We start from the raw sequence: 3,210 nt of genomic DNA, 5'->3' as shown, positions 1-3,210 counted from the left end.
GTTGGAGATGTCAGTATGGTCTTGCGAATCGCAATTACAGGAAGAGGTAATACTCCTGATCTATACGAGGTTATTCAAGTGTTGGGACATTCTAAGGTGATGGGGAGACTGGAAAAAAGCAGGCGTATAATACATACCAGATCTTTTGATTATCATATACCTTGGGAAATGGTCAATTTGTCTTCAAAATTATCGTGTTTATTTATTGATCATAGAACAACATCAAAGGATTATGTAAGTAAAGTCAGCAAACATATGCTTTGGAATGAGCATCATAGTGGTTTTTTACTAAATACATGCTTGCGGCATGAACAATATCGATTGGACGGAGCAGTAGAGATTAATAATGAATTGTTTTATGCAGAAGGATTAATGGCTCTGAGAAGATTATTATCCACTTTATGTGGTTTACAGTCCGAAATTATCGGCGAGAGGGAAATCTATAATCAAGTGACGAAAAGTATTAACTTTTCTTATGCTAAAGGTGCAATAACGGATAGTGACTACAAAGGATTGCAACAGGTAATAAAAATAAGTCAAAGCATTAGAAAAGATTATCAGGTGAACTCCGATGAGAATTACTCAACTATTGGCGGGAATCTTTTATTTGAGCATATCACTAACAAGCATAATCCAATTATTATGATCATTGGCGGCGGATATATGGCTGAGTTTTTCTTTGAACAAGTATATGAAAAATTCGAAAAAATAATTTGGGTAAATCGAGATTTGAAGAAGGTTAGAGATATTGTTTTAAACAAGGCTAAATACAACGAAAAATTCAATAGTAATCGTATTGTATTCTGTAAATTAGAAGATTGTAAGTCTTTCTTGCCGATAGTGGATACCGCTTTTTTAGCAATTAGTAATCGTTCGAATTTACTGAATAAAGAAGATTTGAAATCTATGCCAGCAGAATCCTTAATAATTGATGTTTCTTATCCTGCAGCTGTAGAAAATGATAATATTCATAATATTATTAATATCTCCAATACTGCTTTTGAGAGATACATCAAGAACCCCGTGCCAAAAAGAAACATTATAGAAGCCAATGGGAAAATTGATGAAATAATAAGTATATTGGGAGGGCAATATGGAGAATATTTTAGAGAAAATCAAGCCATATGTCTCACTTAGCTCTGTTCTTTTTATTACATCACAGCATAAAGACTCTTATGATATAGACATCTATTGTGTTGTTAAGGCTGGCCATTCCTCTTTTCATCTTTTCCAGGATGAAGATGGAAGGTGGATAGAATTATTTGTTGATAGTAAAAAGGGTATGTTAAGAAAAATTAATAATGTAGATGAGATCTGCATAAATTTCATCACAGAGATGAATTTGATTTATGGCGATAGAGTCTATTTTGATGAAATATATAATAGAGCCTTTGACAAAAAGAAAAGTTATAAGCTTCCAGAAGAGAGAAAGGTTTTGATTAAATATAGAATCAAAGTATTGGCCTCTAAACTTCATAGTACGCCGGCAGATAACCAAGAGCATTTTATTCTCAATGCACTAACTTATCCGTTAATCCAACTAATTCTTGATGAGTATAGCATTTTTCCGGCATCCCCTAAGAAATGGATTATTCAGTTGAAAGAAGCACTCCCCCTTCCCATTTTTAATGATGAGGTGAACGCCTTAATTGAAAGAGATAGAACTCAGGTACTTAAGCTGGTTGAAAAATATACTTCTGATTTCGAATTTCTACATCTCACATGTATTAAAAACCCTAGCACTACCTTTATTCAGTGATTCTTTTCCTTTGTGAAAAAAAAATATACATTGGGGGGAGCAATATTTCTCGTTTACGGCTAAGTAATGTAGATGATATTTCCGGAATACAACAATCTTATTCAGAAATAAAACGGATCAATTATATTAAAGATTTAAATGGGTATAAACCGGATGAGCGGAATTCAATTAAAACAGTTTTTGATATTGTAGATGATGTGTTTACTGAGGGAACTGAAGAGTTGGTAGTGTTTGCAGTAGATGCTATTTCCTTTCATTACTTTTCCAATGAAGTCTTTCCGTTAGTCAAAAATAAGAACGATAAATTTACAACAGTGTTATCCTCTGTTTTTCCAACGACAACTTCCAGCAGTTGGTTATCCGTTGTGACCGGTTCATGGCCATCGGAACATGGCGTATATGGAACTTCGTTCTATCAAGAAGAACTGAAGGGCAATTATTTATGGATTAACAATACACTCAATAAAAATGATATACGCACTTTTCTGGGGAAAGATGATCCGTTTAATTTGAGTCTGACTCCAAAACAAACAATATTTCAAAAATTACAAAAGAAAAATGTTGTCTCGTATTATTTGGGGAATCATGGCGTAAGTGAATTAAATCCAATTCGTCACCATTTAACTCTAGGAGCAGAACATATTAAGCCTACATGGGACTATCCAAATTCGAAGCTACAGCCTCGGCTGCTGCTGGATAATTTATTGAAACAAGTTCCAGCTCTGCTTAACGAAAAAAATAAAAAAAAACTAATATGGATTTATGTTGATTTTGATGATTATATTCATGAACATGGTTACGGCTGCTTGACTTCAAGTAAAGTTTGGGATGATATATTTAGCTTTTGGGACGGGTATAAGAGTGAGAAACGTAAATTTATTTTGATGTCCGATCATGGACAGGTTAAACAAGATAAAACCTACTTTAATGCATTGCGGGAATCGCAAATCCCCTCCTTATTCTCCTCAAATACAGGAGGAGCAGGGCGTGTATTGTATTTCTATCCACAAATAGGCAAAGAAAAAACGGCGCTTGAGTGGGTAGAATCAATTGTTAAAGATACGGGGAAAATACTTAGGAAAGATGATTTGGTTAAATACAAATTATTACAACCGGGCTTTGTTGCACCTCAGAGAATTGGGGACATTATTGCTATTGCTGGAAGCAGTTCTTTTAAATCGGCAGGTAATATGTATGAGTATGAACATGGTGCTTTGACGGAACACGAAATGTTTGTTCCCTTCGTTATGCAGTAATTTATTTCGAGGAGATTGTGAATATGAGCAGAACACTAGCTGAGTTGCTGTTTGGCGGAAAAGAAGAACAGGAGACGGACTATGAGCAAGTATATCCCCCGAGAGCACTAAAAGCGGAAGCGCTTGTAAGCCGGTTCGGCCCGAGCCCGACCGGTTTCTTACACATCGGCGGAGTTTTTGCTGCGTTAATTTCCC

General features: G+C 35.2%; 3 protein-coding genes. All 3 read left to right on the top strand.

Annotated elements, in window-relative coordinates:
* The coding region (locus ACTJKB_RS30790) for a hypothetical protein (protein WP_440838027.1) at positions 1 to 1,137 on the top strand (1,137 nt) is incomplete at its 5' end.
* Positions 1,094 to 1,759, top strand: a complete 666-nt coding sequence (locus ACTJKB_RS30785) for a hypothetical protein (RefSeq protein WP_440838026.1) — start codon at positions 1,094 to 1,096, stop codon at positions 1,757 to 1,759. The genes ACTJKB_RS30790 and ACTJKB_RS30785, both read left to right, overlap by 44 nt.
* On the top strand, positions 1,756 to 3,015 hold the full coding sequence (locus ACTJKB_RS30780) for an alkaline phosphatase family protein (RefSeq protein ID WP_440838025.1): 1,260 nt from the start codon (positions 1,756 to 1,758) through the stop codon (positions 3,013 to 3,015). The genes ACTJKB_RS30785 and ACTJKB_RS30780 overlap by 4 nt, the downstream gene beginning before the upstream one ends.
* Positions 3,016 to 3,210 lie beyond the last annotated feature (195 nt).

This window comes from Paenibacillus sp. 22594 (assembly GCF_052044425.1).
In the GTDB taxonomy this organism is placed as follows: domain Bacteria; phylum Bacillota; class Bacilli; order Paenibacillales; family Paenibacillaceae; genus Paenibacillus_AQ.
This window is presented reverse-complemented; position numbering and strand designations above follow the sequence as displayed.